17 protein-coding genes are annotated in these 18549 nt (G+C 63.4%); 9 read left to right on the top strand and 8 right to left on the bottom strand.

What is annotated here, in order from left to right; translation table 11 throughout:
- Positions 1-39 precede the first annotated feature (39 nt).
- Complete coding sequence (locus ACP8KU_RS09310) at positions 40-336, bottom strand: WhiB family transcriptional regulator (protein ID WP_023016784.1); 297 nt, start codon at positions 334-336, stop codon at positions 40-42.
- 420 nt (positions 337-756) lie between these two features.
- On the opposite strand from ACP8KU_RS09310, the gene ACP8KU_RS09305 reads away from it, so the two are divergent.
- On the top strand, positions 757-1329 hold the full coding sequence (locus ACP8KU_RS09305; RefSeq protein ID WP_005277195.1) for a sigma-70 family RNA polymerase sigma factor: 573 nt from the start codon (positions 757-759) through the stop codon (positions 1327-1329).
- A gap of 65 nt (positions 1330-1394) precedes the next feature.
- Positions 1395-2153, top strand: a complete 759-nt coding sequence (locus ACP8KU_RS09300) for a hypothetical protein (RefSeq protein WP_023028324.1) — start codon at positions 1395-1397, stop codon at positions 2151-2153.
- A gap of 48 nt (positions 2154-2201) precedes the next feature.
- Here ACP8KU_RS09300 and ACP8KU_RS09295 read toward each other — a convergent pair whose 3' ends face one another.
- Positions 2202-2573, bottom strand: a complete 372-nt coding sequence (locus tag ACP8KU_RS09295) for a DUF5319 domain-containing protein (protein WP_484483636.1) — start codon at positions 2571-2573, stop codon at positions 2202-2204.
- A gap of 120 nt (positions 2574-2693) precedes the next feature.
- On the opposite strand from ACP8KU_RS09295, the gene guaB reads away from it, so the two are divergent.
- The 3 genes from guaB (at position 2694) to guaA (ending at position 7150) form a co-directional block, all read left to right on the top strand.
- Positions 2694-4214 carry an IMP dehydrogenase gene (gene guaB / locus ACP8KU_RS09290; protein ID WP_023016786.1) on the top strand — a complete coding sequence of 507 codons (1521 nt, stop codon included), beginning with the start codon at positions 2694-2696 and terminating at the stop codon, positions 4212-4214.
- 7 nt (positions 4215-4221) lie between these two features.
- Positions 4222-5373 carry a GuaB3 family IMP dehydrogenase-related protein gene (locus ACP8KU_RS09285; RefSeq protein ID WP_005277202.1) on the top strand — a complete coding sequence of 384 codons (1152 nt, stop codon included), beginning with the start codon at positions 4222-4224 and terminating at the stop codon, positions 5371-5373.
- 202 nt (positions 5374-5575) lie between these two features.
- Positions 5576-7150 carry a glutamine-hydrolyzing GMP synthase gene (guaA, locus tag ACP8KU_RS09280; RefSeq protein WP_474896638.1) on the top strand — a complete coding sequence of 525 codons (1575 nt, stop codon included), beginning with the start codon at positions 5576-5578 and terminating at the stop codon, positions 7148-7150.
- Positions 7151-7214: 64 nt separating this feature from the next.
- Here the strand turns inward: guaA and ACP8KU_RS09275 are convergent, their stop codons facing one another.
- Positions 7215-8279, bottom strand: a complete 1065-nt coding sequence (locus tag ACP8KU_RS09275) for an HNH endonuclease signature motif containing protein (protein ID WP_284643800.1) — start codon at positions 8277-8279, stop codon at positions 7215-7217.
- Between the two features lie 137 nt (positions 8280-8416).
- On the bottom strand, positions 8417-8836 hold the full coding sequence (locus ACP8KU_RS09270) for a hypothetical protein (protein WP_284643802.1): 420 nt from the start codon (positions 8834-8836) through the stop codon (positions 8417-8419).
- A 58-nt stretch (positions 8837-8894) separates the two neighbouring features.
- Between ACP8KU_RS09270 and ACP8KU_RS09265 the strand changes: the two genes are divergently transcribed.
- Complete coding sequence (locus tag ACP8KU_RS09265; protein WP_284643804.1) at positions 8895-9563, top strand: hypothetical protein; 669 nt, start codon at positions 8895-8897, stop codon at positions 9561-9563.
- On the top strand, positions 9560-11092 hold the full coding sequence (locus ACP8KU_RS09260) for a DNA polymerase Y family protein (RefSeq protein ID WP_278722806.1): 1533 nt from the start codon (positions 9560-9562) through the stop codon (positions 11090-11092). The genes ACP8KU_RS09265 and ACP8KU_RS09260 overlap by 4 nt, the downstream gene beginning before the upstream one ends.
- Here ACP8KU_RS09260 and ACP8KU_RS09255 read toward each other — a convergent pair.
- Complete coding sequence (locus tag ACP8KU_RS09255) at positions 11089-11646, bottom strand: AMIN-like domain-containing (lipo)protein (protein WP_284643807.1); 558 nt, start codon at positions 11644-11646, stop codon at positions 11089-11091. The genes ACP8KU_RS09260 and ACP8KU_RS09255 overlap by 4 nt on opposite strands.
- 110 nt (positions 11647-11756) lie before the next feature.
- Here ACP8KU_RS09255 and ACP8KU_RS09250 point away from each other — a divergent pair, with 110 nt between their 5' ends.
- Positions 11757-12629, top strand: a complete 873-nt coding sequence (locus tag ACP8KU_RS09250) for a sucrase ferredoxin (protein ID WP_237791461.1) — start codon at positions 11757-11759, stop codon at positions 12627-12629.
- Here the strand turns inward: ACP8KU_RS09250 and ACP8KU_RS09245 are convergent.
- From ACP8KU_RS09245 to ACP8KU_RS09235, 3 genes are all read right to left on the bottom strand, one after another.
- Entirely contained in the window at positions 12616-13296 is a 681-nt protein-coding gene (locus ACP8KU_RS09245; protein ID WP_005277229.1) for a methionine ABC transporter permease, read from the bottom strand. The two genes, ACP8KU_RS09250 and ACP8KU_RS09245, sit on opposite strands and share 14 nt — an antisense overlap.
- Complete coding sequence (locus ACP8KU_RS09240; protein WP_126318359.1) at positions 13293-14330, bottom strand: methionine ABC transporter ATP-binding protein; 1038 nt, start codon at positions 14328-14330, stop codon at positions 13293-13295. The genes ACP8KU_RS09245 and ACP8KU_RS09240 overlap by 4 nt, the downstream gene beginning before the upstream one ends.
- Positions 14331-14402: 72 nt before the next feature.
- Positions 14403-15266, bottom strand: coding sequence for a MetQ/NlpA family ABC transporter substrate-binding protein (locus tag ACP8KU_RS09235; RefSeq protein WP_023016795.1), 864 nt, complete (start codon positions 15264-15266; stop codon positions 14403-14405).
- A 136-nt stretch (positions 15267-15402) separates the two neighbouring features.
- Between ACP8KU_RS09235 and ACP8KU_RS09230 the strand changes: the two genes are divergently transcribed.
- Positions 15403-18522, top strand: a complete 3120-nt coding sequence (locus tag ACP8KU_RS09230; protein WP_284643810.1) for an error-prone DNA polymerase — start codon at positions 15403-15405, stop codon at positions 18520-18522.
- Positions 18523-18549: the final 27 nt, after the last annotated feature.

The raw sequence follows: 18549 nt of genomic DNA, 5'->3' as shown, positions 1-18549 counted from the left end.
CGAGGTGTGTGGGCTTTACGCGCTAACTTAAATTGTGGCTTAAGCGTTGACCGTTGCGCGGCGACGCTTGCGCAGCGCCACCACGCGCTCAGACTCGCTCATTCCGCCCCAGACGCCATACGGTTCGGCCGAACGCAGGGCGTGCTCGCGGCAGAGCTCGATAACCGGGCAGGAATTGCAGATGGCCTTGGCGCGGTTTTCGCGCTGGGCACGGGCGCGGCCACGCTCTCCGTCTGGATGGTAAAACACGTCCGAGTTTTCACCGCGGCACGCACCTTGCAACTGCCAATCCCATACATCTGCAGTAGGTCCGAGAAGAGACTTGGACTGAGACACGTTTCTTAAGCTCCTTATAACAGGACGAGAATTCTTACGCTGGCGGCCGGTGGAGAGTCATCCGCGAACCGCAACGATTTGTAGTGTGTCGCGTCTTGGTAAACAAAGGGTTACTAGTATTTAACTTCTAGGTATTGTATCTATTTATGGGACTCGTTAGCGCCCATTTACCTGCAATAATGGCTAAGGTTAACGAATTATGAATTTTCCTCTTTCTATTGTGCAGGGGCCATAAACCCGCCTTCAAAGCGGGTACAACGCGCTAGGCGTGGGTTTCTTGGTGGTGTTTTCCTTGCTGGGGCATCGCCAAGCAAGGGCAGTGCCGAGGCGGAGGTGTGCAACGCAATAGTCCCTTTGTACTCCCTGCCCCAGAGGAAATATGGTTGAATATCGATTTAATAGTCTGCAGAGGGTGCACTCGTGAGCGATAAGGATAAAGAGCTAGCGGAACTCGTCCCGCTGGCCGCTGGTGGTAGCCGCCGCGCACTGCAATCTATCCTGCAAATTATTCATCCGCAGGTGCTGCGTTATTGCCGCGCGCGCATCGGTGGCGGGCGCCAGCCCACCGCGGAAGACGTGACCCAAGAAATCTGCCTCGCCGTCGCCACCTCTATCGATTCCTATGAAGACAAGGGCCGGCCGTTTATGGCCTATGTCTACGGCATCGCTTTTAATAAGGTCACCGATGCCCACCGCGCCATGGGCCGCGACCGCTCTACACCCACCGAAGAGCTTCCAGAAAGCACCGCGAACGAGGCGACTCCCGAGGAATGGGCGCTGGAAAATGACGGTAGTAACAGAATGCGCGCCTTGCTCGATACCTTAAGTGACAAGGCAAAAAACATCGTTATTTTGCGCGTGTTCGTTGGTCTTTCGGCAGAAGAAACCGCCGATATCGTGGGGTCTACCCCGGGTGCGGTTCGCGTCGCACAGCACCGAGCTCTCGCACAATTGCGAAAGGCTCTTGGGCAACAACTAGCTACCGAGGGCTAAAGCCACAACCCCCGCTCTAGTCGCACGCGTACACCTTAAGAAAGGAAGGAGGGACAGAAACCATCATGGCCTCCAAGCATTCTAAAAAGAATAACGATGACCTGACGGAGCAGCTCCAGCCCTTGGTAGATGATGATGCATTCCTCACCGAGCTGTCGCAGGGCAAAGATCCCTCCAACGGCAGCGATGAGCTCGCTGGGCTACTGCTGGGGCTGAAGGGGGACATCGATAAGCAGATGCCGCCAGCCCCGCGCGTGGATGGGGTAGAGGAAGAACCGGAAGTCGTAAGCCTCAATAAGGTGCGGTCTCGCCGGCGCAATCGCCCCGTGATGCATGGGCTTATCGGCGCGGCCGCCGCCACTGTGATCCTCGCCGGTGCGGGCGGGGTCATGGTTAATTCCGGCGCCTTTGATCACCCAGATGAAACCCGCAACGTGGAGCTGGCCGGGACCTTAGATGAGATGGAATCCCGCGCGGCAGAGGGAGATATCGAAGGCGCGCGGGAACTCATGAAGGAAGCCCGCGCCAAGCTCGAAGAGGCCGAAGGCAAGGAAGAAAACGCCATCGCCGCCAAGGAAGAGGCCGAAAAGAAGCGCTCTGCCCGTCCGAAGCACACGACCGTGACGGAAACCGCCACCGAGACCGTGCCGGGCCAGCAGCCGCAGGACAAGCCCGAACCGGCGCCGAAGACCGTGACGGAAACGCAGTACCAGACCTCAACCGTGGTGGTAACGGAGCAAGCGCCGGAGAACTCGCAGCCTGAGACGCGCGAGCCCGAAGAAAGCCCCACCACAACCATTCAGTTGGGGCCAGGCTCCGAGTAACAGGCTTCGAGTAACGAGGGCAAGGCTAAAGCCCTCGCCACTAAAGCCCTAGCGGTTTTCCAAGCCGTCCAAGTAACCCAACGCGTAGTCCCACGGCACGTAGCGGCGCGGGTCCGGCTCTGCTCCAGGCTCGTGCACTGGGGCAAGCTCGCCTGCCAGCGTGGCGCGCATATTGGCGGCCATAATGTCCCACTCGTAGAAGTGGTTTTCCTGGCAGTCTTCACATAAGAAGAAGATGCCATCGATCCCGCGCGGGCCGAGCACACTTGCGAATTTCTCTACCAGGGCGAGATCGTGGATGAGGGCGAGGCGGTCTTCATCGGAAAGCGGCATGATCTGCTCGTCCTCCTCCAGGAAGGAGGCGGGGTCATTCGGATCGTCTGCAAAAGGATCGCGGGGCATATTGGCGAAGAAGTTCACGCCTGCGAGCCTATTGAACTTGCCCGCTTAAGGCAATTAACCCCTAGCCTGAATGGTGTCATTGGCCGGGCACGCACTACAGTTGGGGTAGCCGCTGAACCTGTTTAAGGAGATACCTCGATGAGCGATTACCCTATTCACACTGGTGGAGATGACCCGAACAAGGTAGCCCTGCGCGGCTTGACCTTCGATGACGTGCTTCTTTTGCCCGCCGAGTCCAATATCGTGCCCTCTGAGGTCGATACCGGCGCGCAATTTACCCGCAATATTCGCCTGGGCGTGCCGCTGGCCTCCGCGGCGATGGATACCGTGACCGAGGCCCGCATGGCTATTGCCATGGCGCGCCAGGGCGGCATCGGCGTGCTGCACCGCAACCTTTCTGCGGAAGCGCAAGCTGAGCAGGTAGAAATCGTCAAACGCTCCGAGTCCGGCATGGTCACGGACCCGGTCACCGCCCGCCCCGAGATGACCATTGGCGAGGTCGACGCCCTGTGCGCCCGCTTCCGCATTTCCGGCCTGCCGGTCGTGGATAAGGACGGCACCCTGCTGGGCATTTGCACCAACCGCGATATGCGTTTCGAGCCGGACTTTGATCGCAAGGTCAGCGATGTCATGACCGCGATGCCGCTCGTCGTCGCGCGCGAGGGCGTGTCCAAGGACGAGGCCCTAGAGCTGCTGTCGGCCAATAAGGTAGAAAAGCTGCCGATTGTTGATGCAAATAACAAGCTCATTGGCCTTATCACCGTCAAGGACTTCGTCAAATCCGAGCAGTACCCCAACGCCTCCAAGGATGCTTCCGGCCGTCTGTTGGTTGCCGCGGGCATTGGTACCGGCGAGGAGTCCTATCAGCGCGCCGCCGCGCTTGTCGATGCCGGCGTTGATGCCCTTGTCGTCGATTCCGCCCACGCCCACAATAACCGCGTGCTCGAGATGGTTTCCCGCGTGAAGAAGGACTTCGGCGACAAGGTCGATGTCATTGGCGGCAACCTCGCCACCCGCGAGGCCGCCCAGGCGATGATCGACGCCGGCGCGGACGCCATCAAGGTCGGCATCGGCCCGGGCTCCATCTGCACCACCCGCGTCGTCGCCGGCGTCGGTGCGCCGCAAATCACCGCGCTGATGGAGGCCGCAGCCGTCGCCGCCCCCGCGGGCGTGCCGGTCATCGGCGATGGCGGCATGCAGTACTCCGGTGACATCGCCAAGGCGTTGGCCGCCGGTGCCGATACCGTCATGCTGGGCTCCATGTTTGCCGGCACCACTGAGGCGCCCGGTGACATCGTGGTCTACCAGGGCAAGCAGTACAAGCGCTACCGCGGCATGGGCTCCATGGGCGCTATGCAGGGCCGCGGGCTCTCCGGCGAAAAGCGCTCCTACTCCAAGGACCGCTACTTCCAGGCCGACGTACGCAGCGAGGACAAGCTGGTGCCAGAAGGCGTGGAGGGTCGCGTGCCCTTCCGCGGTGAGATCGATGCCATCGTGCACCAAATCATCGGCGGCCTGCGCGCGGCCATGGGCTACACCGGCTCGGCCACCCTAGATGAGCTCAAGACCAAGCGATTTGTCCAGATCACCGCCGCGGGACTGAAGGAATCCCACCCGCACCACCTGCAGCAAATCGCCGAAGCCCCGAACTACCGCTAGGACAAACATGCGTGAATACGCCGAAATCGGCATCGGCCGCGAGGCCCGCCGCACCTTTGATTTAGACCAGGTCTCCATCGTCCCCCAGCGCCGCACGCGCTCGTCCAAGGACGTGGATACCACCTGGAATATCGATGCCTATACCTTCGATACCCCCTTCGTTTCGCACCCCACCGATGCGCTCGCCACGCCCGAGTTTGTCATCGAGATGGGCAAGCAGGGCGGGCTCGGTGTCATCAACGCCGAAGGCCTGTGGGGCCGCCACGAGGACCTCGAGGGTGCCTTGGCGCGCATCTATTCCCAGCCGGGCGATAATTCCACCATTCAGGAGCTGCACGCCGCCCCGCTTGACGATGCCCTCCTTGCCTCCCGCATTGCCCAAGTGCGCGAGTCCGGTGTGACCGTCGCCGTGCGCGTTTCGCCCCAAAACGCCCGCGAGATGGCGCCCAAGGCCATCGCGGCTGGGGCCGAGTTACTGTTCATCCAGGGCACGCTGCTGTCCGCGGAACACGTCGCCACCGGCGGCGAGCCGCTGAACCTGAAGGAATTTATCGGCTCGCTCGAAGTACCCGTCATCGCCGGTGGCGTGGCCGACTACACCACGGCGCTGCACCTGATGCGCACCGGGGCGGCCGGCGTCATCGTGGGCGCGGGCGTGACGACCAACGCGGAAACCGTCGGCATCGATACCGCCATGGCCACCGCCATTGCCGATGCCGCCGCCGCCCGCCGCGACTACCTCGACGAGACCGAAGGCCGCTACGTGCACATCATTGCGGATGCGGAGTTCGATAACTCCGGGACCATCGCCAAGGCCTTCGCCTGCGGCGCCGATAGCGTCGCGCTCGGCCCCCTTCTTGCCCAGGCCCGAGAGGCAGGCGGTAGGGGATGGTACTGGCCGGCTACCGCAGGCCATCCTCGGTTCCCGCGCGGATACGCGCAGTTCGCCGGCGTCGATACCGACCTCGATGTGGATTTCCTCACCGCAGGCGATGCTGCGCCCGTGGCTGCGCCGAGCCTGGAAACCGTGCTGCACGGCCCATCCAGTGAACCATTCGGCCGCACCAACCTCGTGGGTGCGCTGCGGCGTGCCCTCGCAAAGTGTGGGTACACCGACTTGAAGTCGTTCCAGAAGGTCGAGCTCGCGGTTCGCTACTAAGTAGCGCGCGGCGCGCCTCGCACCGTGCAAGCCCGCGCCGCTCGCCCCGAATCGTTTCATCTCGCGCAGCCGCGCAACAGGGGCCCTTGCGCACCCCGATTCGCTTGCGCGCCCCGCGCCACCACGGCGCGAAAGCCGCCGCAATGCCCTACATGGGCAAGCGCTTCCTGGGCCGCGGGGCCTATGGGTTAGACTATGGGGCGTGACTAAGCCAAATACTACCCCGCGCCCAGTCCTCGTCGTGGACTTTGGCGCTCAGTACGCGCAGCTCATTGCCCGCCGCGTGCGCGAGGCCAAAATCTACTCCGAGGTTGTTTCCAACTCCGCCTCCATCGAGGAAATCAAAGCTAAAGACCCCGCCGCGCTTATTTTGTCCGGCGGCCCGTCGTCCGTCTATGCCGATGGCGCCCCAGCGCTCAAGCCTGAGCTGCTGGAGCTTGGCGTCCCGGTCTTCGGCATTTGCTACGGATTCCAGGCCATGAACCACATCCTCGGCGGTACCGTATCGTCTACCGGTGAGCGTGAATACGGCCGCACCGACATCGACGTCAAGGGCGGCATCCTGCACGAGGGCCTCGAGCCCACGCACAAGGTATGGATGTCCCACGGCGACGCCGTCTCCGCCGCCCCCGAGGGCTTCGACGTAACCGCAACCTCCGCCGGCGCCCCAGTCGCCGCGATGGAGTGCCCGGCCAAGCAGATGGCCGGCGTGCAGTACCACCCAGAGGTGCTGCACTCGCCGCACGGCCAAGAAGTGCTCACCCGCTTCCTCACGGAGATCGCCGGTCTGGAGCAGAACTGGACCGCCGATAATATCGCCGAGCAGCTCATCGCGGATATCCGCACCCAAGTAGGCGAGGAAGGCCGCGCTATTTGCGGCCTGTCTGGTGGCGTGGACTCTGCGGTCGCTGCAGCCTTGGTGCAGCGCGCCATTGGCGATCGCCTGACCTGCGTCTTCGTCGACCACGGCCTGCTGCGCGCGGGCGAGCGCGAGCAGGTTGAAACGGATTTCGTGGCCTCGACCGGCGCCAAGCTGGTCACCGCCGACGAGCGTTCGGCCTTCCTCAAAAAGCTGGCGGGTGTTAGCGACCCCGAGGAAAAGCGCAAGGCCATCGGTGCGGAGTTCATCCGCTCCTTCGAGCGCGCCGTGGCCGGTGTGCTTGACGATGCCCCCGCCGGCTCCACCGTCGATTACCTCGTCCAAGGCACCTTGTACCCGGACGTCGTCGAATCCGGCGGCGGCGACGGCACCGCCAATATTAAGTCGCACCACAACGTCGGTGGCCTCCCGGATGACGTCGAGTTCGAGCTCGTCGAGCCGCTGCGCCTGCTCTTTAAGGACGAGGTGCGCGCGGTAGGCCGCGAGTTGGGCCTGCCGGAAGAGATCGTCGGCCGCCAGCCCTTCCCGGGCCCGGGCCTGGGCATCCGCATCATCGGCGAGGTCACCGAGGACCGCCTCGAGACCCTGCGCCAGGCGGATCTGATTGCCCGCACCGAGCTGACCAATGCCGGATTGGACGAGCAGATTTGGCAGTGCCCGGTCGTGCTGCTTGCCGATGTCCGCTCCGTCGGCGTCCAAGGCGATGGCCGCACCTACGGCCACCCCATCGTGCTGCGCCCGGTATCTTCCGAGGACGCCATGACCGCGGACTGGACCCGCTTGCCTTATGACGTGCTAGAGAAGATCTCCACCCGCATCACTAACGAGGTAAAGGACGTCAACCGCGTGGTCTTGGATTGCACCTCCAAGCCACCGGGAACCATCGAGTGGGAGTAAAACCCACAAAACGGCATGCGTATAAGGCGCTCAGTACTTGAGCGCCTTATACGCATACCTGCGGCTAGTTGCGGGGTGTTACAGGTGGCCGCCAGACGATGCGACCGCCCACCCTTTCTAGCCGTCCGCGCCGAGGCGGGGCATTGGGATCGTCGTCGTTGATGCCGTTGTGGTAAGCACAGCACACGACGAGGTTGTTCATATTGGTCTCCCCGCCGCGGCTCCAGGCCGTGAGGTGGTGGACCTGGGATAAATCGGCCGGCTGATTGCATCCGGGCCAGGCGCAGCGCGGATTTTCCGCGGCCGCCATCATCCTCTGTTTATCGGTGGCCACGCGCGCCGTGCGGTAGAGGTTGACCGGCCCTTCTACAGGATGCACGAGGGTGACATAGCCCGTTTCGCCATCACCGCTGCCGTTGCCGCTGGGGCCGGGGGCGGAATAGCCGGTATCGTTAAGCACGCGGCGCAGGTACTCGGTACCGGACATGGTCGCACCGTTGGTGAGATCGAGTTGCACGTCGTCGCCGTGGCCGTCGCGGATGCGAATGAATTTCTCCAGCGGCACGATCGCGTTGGTGACCACCGTGGAGCGCGCGGCGCTGCCGGCGCCGAAGAAGATATCTTCCACGGCCTGCAGAGGCTTTTTATCGGCGGCAGTAATCGCGCCCTGCAGATCCGCAATGAAGCGGGAGGTGCCAGTAATAGCGAGCGTCCAGTAGTCATTGGGGCGCCGGTAGGTGCGCACGCCGGGGCTGACCGTGGACTTTTTCATCTCGCGCACCCGGCGCCGGGCGTGTTTGATAATGGCGCTCATCTCCGCGGACATCGCACAACATTCCGCGCGCAGCTCCCACGCCTGCTTCTTGCTGGGCGCGCGGTTGACCACGCGCTCGATGCCGGCGAGGAGGGCAATGGGGTGGGCGTTGGTGCGGGCATCGGCAATGGCGCGGCGCTGCATCCGGCTAAAGGCGGTGCGGCCGTAGTAGCTTTCGCATAAAAGGAGCAGGTCGGCGGCGATGGCATCGGGCGCGCCGCGCTCCATGAGCTTAGACCCAGAGAGCCCGCGGCACGCGGCGATGATATCCATGCCGGGCGCGAGGGCGGTGAGGTAGGTCTCGAGTGCGTTCATGCCGCCTACGCTAGGGCGGTAGTAGCCCGCGCTCAATCGCTAGGGCAACTGCAAAGGTGCAAACTGTGGATAACCCGAATCCGCAGCGCGAAAACCCGGGGAAATCCTGTGGATAAGTCCCCGCAGTGTCGCATGGATTAGACAAAGGCCAGCCGGCGCGTGCCATCCACGTGGGGGAAGGCGATAAAACTTATACCTGAGACCGCACCCCACACCAGCGCCGAGCCCCACGCGGGCAGGCCGAGGATGGGTGCGAGCATAATAAGGAGCCACAAAATCATCAGCGGTACTAGCTGCGCGATGGTGGGGATGAGATCGGCATCGTGCCGGTCGGCATAGGAGCGCATCTCGCGGCGGTAGGGGTGGGCAAAGACCAAGACGAAGGCCGCCACGAGGCAGACCGCGGCCCCAGATAGGGTGGCGAAGAAATGGGTGCGGGTGGTCAGCAGCGCGACGGTGGCGCCGAGCAGGATGGAGGATCCGAGGCGCACCCACGGCGGGGTGGGGATGGGGGTTAGATTCTCGCGCATAGCACCGTAGGCCTCGTTCAGGTTCATGCGCTTAAGACTACCATTCGAACATACAGTTGCATGTGTCCGGTTGAGGGTTCATACTGTGTGGGTGAGTCAAACGAGCGTTCGCCTGGAAAAAGCGGTAGCGGGGCTGGAGAGGTCCGACCGCGTTGCGGTGCTGCGCGCCCGCATGCAGGCGATGGAGCAGGAGGATGAAGACGAGCTGGTAGATACCGTTCCCCAGCTGGCGCGGCTACTTCCCGCAGGTGGGCTCGCCCGGCGGAAGGTGGTCTCGTGTGCGGAGTGTCCCGCGCTCGTGGTGGAGCTTATCTGCCATCTTACGGCCCACGGGGGTCATGTGGGGATAGTGGGGTGGCCGGATCTTTCTCTCGCACAGGTTGCCGAAATGGGGAGTCTCAATAACGTGGTCACCGTCCCCGATCCGGGCCTGGAGTCATGGGCGGTAACCAGTGTGCTGGCAGAGGGCATGGACCTTATCGTCCACCATGGCCCGCCCGGCGAGCTGAGCTCGGCCAAGGCGCGGCCGGTGTGGGCGAAGATCCGCGGCGGGCAGGCTGCGGTGCTGACCGTGGGCGCGCGGCTGCCGGGCACCGCGGTGCGCATTGGGGCGGAGGTGAGTACGTATCGGGGCATCGGCAAGGGCAGCGGGCGCATCCGCGGCGTGGACATCGATCTTGCGGTGGACTCGAAAAAGGGGACCGCGCGCGGCAGTCTCACCATGGGCGAACCCCGTAGGTTGGAGGCAGTATGAGGGCGGCCGCGGTGTGGTTTCCGGATTGGCCTATCCAGGCGGTCGCGCAACCGGGGCCGGTGTTGATTGCGCGCAATCATGCGGTGCTGGTCTGCGATAGCGCGGCGCGTCGGGTGGGTATTCGGCGCGGGATGCGCCTGCGCCAGGCCCAGGCGATTTGTCCTGAGATAAAGGTGGTGGAGGCGAACCCGGATAGGGATGGCGCGGCTTTCGCGGAGATTGCGGTGGGCTTGGACGCCGTGGCTTCGTCTGTGGAGGTGCTGCGCCCCGGCTTGGCCATCGTGGATGCGGGTGCGGCGCTGCGCTACCACGGGCCGGAAGCGCTGGAGATGCTTGCCGATGCCACCGCGCACGCCGGTTTTGATTCCACCCTCGGCGTGGCAGACGAGATCGCCACGGCCATCATCGCGGCTCGGCACCGCGGGGTAGGCGCGGTGGTGCCGGAGGGCGGGTCCCGGGATTTCTTGACCGCCCAGCCCGTGGGCGTCTTAGCCGAGGAGGCTGCGCTGGGGTTTTCTGCGGAATTTGTGGCCCAGCTGCAGAAATTGGGCGTGCGCCGGTTAGGTGATGTGGCGGAGCTGCCGTTTAAGCAGGTGGTCACCCGGTTTGGGCAGCAGGGCAAACGTGCGCACGAGGTGGCGCACGCGCGGGCGGACCGGCGCGTGTCCCCGGAAATGGCGCGGCCCGATCTGTCCGTGAGCAGCGAGCAATCCATCGAGCGCGTGGATGCGGCGGCATTCGTGGCCCGGCAATTGGCCGCGCAGCTGCACGTGCGGTTGGCGGAGGCGGAAGTGGTGTGCGTGCGCCTGCGCGTGGTGGCGGAGCTGGCCACTGGTGAAACCGTGGCCCGGGTATGGCGCACGCACGAGGCGTTGACGGAGCAAGCGACCGCGGACCGGGTGCGCTGGCAGCTGGATGGGTGGCTTACGGCGGCGCGCTCGAGCGGCAAGGACGGCGCCGCGATCGTGCGGCTGGTGCTCGAGCCGGTGGAGGTGGCTAGGCCGCAGGCCGATGGCCTCTGGGGCGGGGATACCTCGCAGGAACAGGTCAAGCGGGTGATTTCGCGCGTGCAATCGCAGCTGGGCATAGATCGCGTCTTGCAGCCGCGGGCCGCCGGTGGCCGTGGGGTGACCGAGCGCATCGAGTACGTTCCCTATGGGGAGCAGCGCGATGCCACGCCGCAAGGCAGCTGGCCAGGCAGGATTCCCGCGCCGCTTCCCGCACGCCTAGGCGGCGGGCCGAACCACCCGGCCGCGCGCATTCGGCTTATCGATGCCGTCGCCCGGGACGTCATCGTCACCGCCGAGGCCCTCCTATCCTCTGTGCCCGTGGCGCTCGGGTGGGGCGCGCACCGCTACCGCGTTATCGGCTGGGCTGGCCCGTGGCCGGTGGATACGCAGTGGTGGACCGAAAAACCACAGCATGCGGCGCGGCTACAAATTGTGGGCCAGGCTGAGCGGGAACAGCGCCAGCGCGCCTGGCTCTTGGTGTGGGCAGAGGGGCGCTGGCGCGTGGAAGCGACGTATTAGGAGCGAATATCTACCACGAGGCGCGTGGGATTTTCTAGCACCTGTACGGAATAAGGCTTGCGCTGGTTCATGCCGATGACAAACTGGCTGCGGCCCTCGTAGGTGCGGCCGTTGACCACTTGGGTAATAACGCCGCCGGCAGGTGCCTCGACGATGCCAATGCGCGGCTCGTCGATGCCTGCCTCAAACGGATAGACCACGCCATCGATATTGACATTGAGCGCGGTATCGCCGGCATAGTTAATGGGTTGGCCAGAGCCTTGCTGCTTGGGATTATCGGCGTAATCCACGAACCAGCCCGGGGAACCCTTGCCCTCGAGCTCGAAGACGGCGCGCTCAAAACCATCGTGCTGGCCCACGCGCACCTTGGTCACCACGAGCTGCGAAGGGGCCTCTGGGCGCAGCGTTTTCATGCTCATATCCGCCTCACCCAGCGGGTTGATGTGCGAGTTTCCCACAGAGGCCGCCATGGTGGTGTCATCCGCTGATTCGGTGCTGCAGCCGGTGAGGAAGGCTGCGGCGGCAAGCAGGAGTGAAAGGCGGGCTTTATGCATGACCACTAGAGTATAAGTTCCAGTAATTACTGCCTAGCGTTGGGGGTGGATCTTGACCGAATTGTTGCCAAAAATGTGAGCTGAGCTGCAGACAGGTTAGGCTAGGTTATATGACTGATTTCTGTTCAGATTACCAGGTGGAGCCGCTGCCAGGCACGGCCAAAAAAGAGTCCGTGTTTGTCCTCTTTGAGTGGCCCGGCGGCTGGTCGCGCGACGTGCTTGATGGCGATACTTTTGGCCCGGAGCTGACGGCCCAGCTGAAGAAAAAACTCAAGGGCCAGGCCGGGCTGCAATTGATTCGCCGCCCCGGCCGCGATGGCCGCCAAATCGGCACCATGCACCGGTGCTACCTGGTGTGGGCCGAGCAGGGCGTGATGGAATTGGTCCTTTTGACCGGACCGGAAAAGATCCTGGATTTGGATCTCACCGCGCCGGGCCGCAACGGGGGAGGATCTCTCGAAACACCGCTGGTTTTGGTGTGCACCCACGCTAAGCGCGATAAGTGCTGCGCCGTGAAGGGCCGGCCGCTCGCCGCGGAGCTGGTGGAGGATTACCCGGATATGGTGTGGGAGACCTCGCACACGAAGGGGCACCGCTTCGCGCCCTCGGTCATGCTCATGCCCTGGGCCTATTCCTTTGGCCGGATGAATAAGGAAGCCGCCGCGCAGATGATTGCGGCGGCGGCGCAAGGAAAGTATTTCTACCCGGTCAATCGCGGGCGCGGCATCTTCGGCCCGCGCGGCCAGGTGGCGGAGTTGGCGGTAGCGCGCGAGCTTATCGATGCCTCCGAGGACCTCTACTACGGTCAGCTCCACGCAGAAGACGAAAAGCAGGGCCCCGTGGTCACGCATGCCGATGGCCGGCGGTGGAGCGTGACGCTCGAGCAGCGCGCCGTGGAAGGAGTGGTCTCGTCCTGCGGCGACGCGCCCAAGACCGGCAAGGCGCTTGTGGCCACGGGCGTGGAGCTTATTAGCGGCGCATAACCTTGGAGGAGAGCCAGTTGCCAAAGAACTGCGCGGCCTGCACCAGCACGATGATGATAAGCGTGGCCACGACGGTGACTTCCCACTCGAAGGCGCGGTAGCCGTAGACGATGGCAAAGTCACCCAGTCCGCCGCCGCCGACGTAGCCGGCCATGGCGGACATATCCACGATGGCGATAAACAAGAAGGTATAGCCCAGAATCAGCGGGCCGAGGGCCTCCGGGATAATCACGGAGGTAATGATCTTCCACGGTGAAGCGCCCATGGCGCGGGCGGCCTCGATAACGCCGGGGTCGATGGCCACGAGGTTTTGTTCCACCACGCGCGCCACGGAGAACGTGGCGGCGATGACCATCACGAAGGTGGCCGGCTCGCGGCCGATGGACCCGCCCATCACGGCGACGGTGAGCGGCTGCGCAAACGCCAGCAAAATAATAAACGGGATGGGGCGAACGAAGTTCACCAGCAGGTTGACCACCAGGTAGACGGCCTTATTTTGCAGGATGCCGCCCGGGCGGGCGGTGTAGAGCAAAATACCGAGCCCCAGGCCCAGAATGCCGGCGACGACGAGGGTGGTCGAGACCATGATGAGGGTGTCGACGATGGCATCGACAAGCGATCCGCCCAAGCGGTCCCAGTCGGCGGCGGCGAGATAGTTGACGTTCATCGTTCAATCTCCTCAATTTGAGTGGTGGCAGATAGGGCGCGGTAGAACTCTTCGATGGCGGCGTCGTTGCCGCTCAAGCGCACGGTGAGCTTGCCAAAGGAGTGCTGCTGCAAGGTGGTAATGCCGCCGTGGACGACGGCGATGGATACGCCCGCATCCTTCAGCTTGGCCGCGGCGCCGAAAAAGCCGGATTCCTCGGTCAGGTTGATGGTAAACAGGCGGCCCTCGTGGGCGAGCAGGTCATCGGTTTCCACCACGTCGGGCTCATTGCGCAGCGAGGTGGCGACGAACTTGGCGGCCACGGCGGTCTGGGGATTGGAAAAGACCTGGTAGACGCTGCCTTGTTCCACGACGTGGCCATTTTCCATCACCGCAACCTTATCCGCGATGGAGCGCACGACCTCCATTTCGTGGGTGATGACCACGATGGTGATGCCGAGCTCCTTATTTACCCGGCGCAGCAGGTCGAGGACCTCCTGCGTGGTGGTGGGGTCGAGGGCGGACGTGGCTTCATCGGCAAGCAGCAGCGAAGGATTCGTGGCCAGGGCGCGCGCGATGCCCACGCGCTGCTTCTGGCCGCCGGAAAGCTGCTCAGGGTAGCTTTTTCCCTTATCTCCCAGGCCAACGAAATCCAGCAGCTCCTGCACGCGCTGTTGGCGCTCGCGCTTGCCGATGCCCTGCAGCTGCAGCGGGTACTCAATATTGCCCGCCGCAGTGCGGGAGTTCATGAGGTTAAACTGCTGGAAGATCATGCCGATATTGCGGCGGATGCCGCGCAGCTTCTTTTCGGACATGCCGACGATATTCTGGCCATCGAGCAGCAGCTCGCCGGAGGTGGGCGTGTCCAGGCCGTTGATCATGCGGACCAGGGTGGATTTGCCGGCGCCGGAGTAGCCGATGATGCCGATGATTTCGCCGGAATCGACGGTCAAGGAGACATCGTCAAGAGCTTTGACCTTGGCCTTTTTCTGCTGGAAGACCTTGGTGATATTGCGGAACTCAATGCGAGTGCCGTTCTGGGTGGAATCTGCCACGGGTTGCGTCCTTAGTGAGGAAGTGCCAAACCCCGCCGGGGTGAAAACCGGCGGGGTAGAAGGCAAGGGTGATTAGTCCAAATCTGCTTCGAGCTTGTCCAGGATTTCCTGGAGTTCTTCCGGGGTGCGCTCGACCTCGACGGAGGTACCTGCGGAGTCCTCGTCGACGCCCTTTTGTACCGCATCGGAGTGCCAGAGCTCGGCGAGCTTCTTGATGTCCTCGTTATCGGCGTCTTCCTCGCGAACGGCGAAGACGTTGATATAAGGCTCTGCCTCTTCGGAGTTCGGGTCATCCTGGAAGACGGCGGTGGCCGGGTCGATGCCGGCGCGCTCCAGGAAGGAGTTATTGATAATCGCCGGGGTGCCCTCACCGTGCGCGGATGGGGTCTGGGCGGCATCGACCGGCACGACCTTGACCTTGGACTTCTTCTCATCGATGTCCAGCGGGGTCGGGGTGATAAGCCCGTCCTTTTTCAAGGTGATAAGGCCAGCCTGGACCAGCACGTTGATGGCGCGGCCCTGGTTGGTGGAGTCATTCGGGATGGCAACTTCTTCGCCCTCGATGCCGTCGAGGGAGTCGTGGCCCTTCCAGAACAGCGCCAGCGGCACGATTTCGGTGGCGACGATGGGCACCAGGTTGGTGCCGTTGCCGTGGTTGTACTCAGCCAGGAACTTCAGGTGCTGGAAGTTATTGGTATCCAGCTCGCCCTGGTTTAGGGCCTGGTTCGGGGTGTTGTAATCCGAGAAGGACTTGATGTCGATGTCGTAGCCGGCGTCCTTGGCTTCTTGCTCAAAGGCAACCCAGGCCTGCTTTGCATCATCGGTGGTGCCAACGGTGATGGTCTTGTCATCATCTGCGTCGGAGGAGCAGGCCACGAGGCTGGTGGCGGCGACGGTAACGGCGGCGGTAGCGGCCGCTGCGCGACGAATCTGCATGAGGTCCCCTTACATGTAGGAGTTGAAATAAATTGACCGTTTAGCAATCTAGCAAGAAGCGAACCGCTTTGTCTATTGGGTGCGTCTCATCACGTTGGTTTGTATAGAACACTGATTCGACATTACCCTGTGAAGGGTGAAATTTAATGGTGGAAAGGCGCTGCCGTGGTCGCGTTTAGAAAGGATCCTCTCCGGTAAGGACACCGCCGCGCCCGTCGCCGTAGGCCATCTCGGCGGCGGCGATAGTTCCATCCAGCGCGGGTGCTCCGCTGTACCCTTCGCGGAGCTGCATGCGGTAAGCTCCTATAGCTTTCTCGACGGCGCCGCTGAGCCGGAAGAATTGGTCGCCCGGGCGCTAGAACTGGGCCTCGAGGGGTTGGCCGTCGTGGATCGGGATGGCTTTTACGGTCTGATGAAATTCGCGGAAGCCGCAGCTAAGGCGGGCCTTCCGGCCATTTATGGCGCGGAGCTTTCCCTGGTTGAGGCCCCGGTGACCGTGCTGGCGCGCACGCCGGAGGGCTATAGCCGCCTCTCGCGCCTTATTGCCCGCGCACGGATGGATGCCGGCGAAAAGGGTGGCGTTTCCTACCCGCCCCTAGATGCCGTGGCGCGCGAGCTAGAGGAGGAGTGCTTTTTCCTGCTGGGGTGGGAGGCGATACAAAAAATCGACCACGTTCTCGAAAGAATAAAAATAGACAGCATAGTTCTCGAATATGCGTGCACAATGTCTCCCGAAGACGCGGATCACCATAGTTTCCTGGATAAATACAATAACCTGCGAGCCATCGCAACCGCCCGCCCAGCCGCCGCCACTCGCGAACAAGTAAGGCTGGCCGCCGCCAAGCGGGCCTTGGCCCACCGCCAATCCCTGGAAGAAGCCGCACCGGAGGCCCATCCGATGGGGGCGGGTTGGCTGCGCTCTGGCGAGCAGATGGCCCAGTTACTTCCAAGTCGCCCCGAGCTTATCGCCGAAACCGTGCGCCTTGCCCGCGAGTGTTCCTTTACCTGGGATGCCCTTGCACCCAACCTGCCGGATTTTGCCGTGCCGGAGGGGCATACCGAGATGAGCTGGCTCGAACACGAGGTCTGGCGGCGCGGGGAAAAGCGCTACGCCTCGCGCCCGCCCGAAATACAGGCCAAGGCGAAAAAACAGATGCGGCACGAGCTGGGCATCATCAAGCAGCTGGGGTTTCCCGGCTATTTCCTCATCGTGTGCGACCTAGTGGATTTTTGCCGCCACGAAAATATTTTGTGCCAAGGGCGCGGTTCCGCGGCCAATTCCGCCGTCTGCTTCGCGCTGGGCATTACCAACGCCGAACCTATTTCCGCGCAGCTGCTCTTCGAGCGCTTCCTGTCGCCGGATCGCGATGGCCCACCCGATATCGACATCGATATCGAATCCGGCCGGCGCGAGGAAGTAATCCAGTACGTCTATCGCACCCACGGCCGCGAACGCGCGGCACAGGTGGCCAACGTTATTACCTACCGCCGCAAGGGGGCCACCCGTGACGCCGCCCGCGCGCTGGGCTTCCCGCAGGGCTCGGCCGATGCGTGGTCGAAGGGTATTGCCGAGCCGCCCGCCGAGGTTACCTCTCTTGCCGAGCAATTCCTCGACCAGCCGCGCCACCTCGGCATTCACTCCGGCGGCATGGTCTTATGTGACCGGCCCATCGCGGACGTGGTGCCGATGGAATGGGCCCGCATGGAGGGCCGCTCCGTGCTGCAGTGGGATAAAGACGATTGCGCCGCCGCCGGGCTGGTGAAATTCGACCTGCTCGGGCTCGGCATGCTGGAGGCGCTGCACCATATGATCGACGCCGTGCGCGCCACCACCGGCCGTGAGGTGCGCCTGTGGGAGCTTGACCTGGCCGAGCCCGCGGTCTACGACATGCTCTGCCGCGCCGATGCCGTCGGCGTCTTCCAGGTGGAATCCCGCGCGCAGTTGGCCACGCTGCCGCGTTTAAAACCGCGCTGCTTTTTCGACCTCGTGGTGGAAGTAGCGCTTATCCGCCCCGGCCCCATCCAGGGCGGGTCCGTGCACCCCTACCTGCGCCGGCGCGATGGGCTCGAGCCCGTAACCTATGACCACCCAGTGCTGGAGAAATCGTTAGGCAAGACGCTGGGCATTCCGCTTTTTCAAGAGCAGTTGATGCAGATTGCGGTCGATGCCGCAGGTTTTACTGGCGCGGAGGCCGATGACCTGCGCCGGGCCATGGGCTCGAAGCGCTCGCCCGCCAAGATGGCCGCGCTGCGCAGCCGCTTTTATGAGGGCCTGCGCGTGACCAACGGCATCGAGGGCGAGGTCGCGGAGAAGCTGTGGGCCAAGATTACCGCCTTTGCCGCCTATGGTTTCCCGGAATCGCACTCGCAGTCTTTTGCTTCGTTGGTGTATTTTTCCGCCTGGTTTAAACACCACTATCCCGCGGAGTTTTGTGTGGGCTTGCTGCGCGCGCAGCCCATGGGCTTTTATTCGCCGCAATCTCTCATTCAGGACGCCCGGCGCCACGGGGTGCGCGTGCTGCCGCTGAGCATCAACGAGTCCGGCGCGCAGGCCACGGCGCTGCCTACCGGCGAGATTCGCTTGGGCCTCAACCTCATCAAGGGTCTGGGGGATAAGGCCGCCGAGTGCGTGGAGGCCGCCGCGCCCTTTAGTAGCGTCTCCGATCTGTCGCGCCGCGCGGATCTCAGCGTGGAGCAGGTGGAGGCGCTGGCCACGGCGGGGGCGCTGGAGTGCTTGGGGTTGGAACGCCGCCAAGCGCTTTGGCAGGCTGGCGTCGCCGCCACCGAGCGCGAGGGCATGTTGCCTGGCACGTCTGCGCTCGCCTCGCCGCACCTGCCCGGCATGTCGGCCTTCGAGCTGATGGCTACCGATGTCGCCGCCACCGGCGTCACCCACGATAAGCAGCCTATGGAGTTAGTCAGGGCCGCGCTTGGCGATGTCCTGCCTTCCTCCCACCTTCCCCACGTCCCCGATGGCACCCGCGTGCGCATCGCCGGCATCATTACGCACCGCCAGCGCCCGCGCACCGCCTCCGGCCTGACCTTTTTGGGCGTGGAGGACGAAACCGGCCTGATGAATGTGATGGTCTCGCCCGGGCTGTGGTCCCGGCAGAAGGTGCTCGCCCGCACCGCCCGCGCCCTTATCATCCGCGGCATCGTGCAAAATGCCACCGGCGTGGTAAGCGTGGTTGCAGACAAGCTCGAGCCGCTGGATTTTGGCGATTTCCTCTCGCGCGGCTCCCGCGATTTCCGCTAGTTTTCTCCGCATCGAAGCCCAAAAGCG

The sequence above is a fragment of the Corynebacterium sp. LaCa_282 genome (genome assembly GCF_057198125.1).
The sequence above is the reverse complement of the archived record's forward strand: the minus strand, read 5'-3'. Positions and strand labels throughout refer to the sequence as shown.